The sequence below is a fragment of the Vibrio sp. Vb0349 genome (assembly GCF_033338975.1).
Map to the genome: position 1 here is coordinate 1 of NZ_JAWOTS010000396.1, position 1,090 is coordinate 1,090.

A 1,090-nucleotide genomic window follows, 5' to 3' on the forward strand; every position below is an offset into this window, starting at 1 on the left:
TGCTTGGATATTTGGAAACTTGGCGTTTGCAGCATCCTGACCCCGATCCGCTCATTGAAGTGGCGTTTCGCAACAGTGAAAAACTCTCCCAGCAATTGCACGCTCTGTTGGATGTGGCGAAACAAGAAGCTCCGCTGCCGAGCTATGAGTATCTTCCGATTGATATTAGCCAACTAATGGCAGAATGCGCCGAAACCATGCAAAGTCAGTTTCAACGTAAAGGCGTGACGTTGAACATTACCGTAGATGAGCCAATCCAAGTGATAGGTGATAAGGGGTTATTAGAACGATTGATATTGAATTTATTGGAAAATGCACTTCGGCATAGTCCGTCGGATGCGACCGTGAGTTGCGATGTAAAACGGGGCGATAATACATCTCAAGTTAGTTTTACTTTTTCCAACCAAATAGAGCTGAATGCGCAAGCTGGCGCGCTAGGCATTGGTACTAAAATTGTCCAGTCCATTTTAATGCTGCATCACAGTCATCTTGAAACCGATGCGACATCGCATCGGTTTACACAACGATTCACACTTCCTGCCGCATGAGGAAGTGTGAATCAGACAGATCATGATTTAGTCGATCACGCCACACACAATGCGCGCACCGCCGCCACCTAATTTGGCTGGTTGATCCGAGTGATTGTCCCCACCAGCATGAATCATCAAGGCTCTGCCTTTTAAATCCGACATTTTGAGGCGTGGAGCTAAAACCGGTTGGCTGGCGTTTCCTTCCATGTCGGCGTACAACGCTGGCAGATCGCCAAGATGGTTGCCATCGGTCCATGGAAAACCATGTTGGCCAGTATTGTCTGGGTCGTAATGGCCGCCCGCACCGCCACCTACTACGGTTTTACCGTCCTTTTCTGCACTGTCACAGGATGGGTTAGCGTGGACGTGAAAACCATGTAGTCCGGCTGGAATTCCTGACAGATTCGGCGTGAATACAATTCCGTAGTCACTCTCTGATAGCTCCACCGTACCGACGGCTTGGTTAGTACCCAAATCGGTCATGGTGATTGATTGGGCCAACGCGTTTGGTGTCATCACGAAAGCAGCCGCCGCTGAGATGCACAGCAATCCTTTTAACA

The 1,090-nt window shown here is 49.1% G+C and carries 2 protein-coding genes; one reads left to right on the plus strand and one right to left on the minus strand.

Annotation, left to right across the window (positions count from 1 at the left end; translation table 11 throughout):
• Positions 1-548: sensor histidine kinase (locus R7Q47_RS26115; protein WP_411912889.1), on the plus strand; the 548-nt coding region annotated here is incomplete at its 5' end.
• A gap of 27 nt (positions 549-575) precedes the next feature.
• Here the strand turns inward: R7Q47_RS26115 and sodC are convergent.
• Entirely contained in the window at positions 576-1,046 is a 471-nt protein-coding gene (sodC, locus tag R7Q47_RS26120) for a superoxide dismutase [Cu-Zn] SodC (protein ID WP_411912890.1), read from the minus strand.
• Positions 1,047-1,090: the final 44 nt, after the last annotated feature.

Coding starts and splice junctions, on each gene's coding strand:
- sodC (WP_411912890.1), bottom strand. CDS start 1,046: ATGACACCAAACGCGTTGGCCCAATCAATCACCATGACCGATTTGGGT.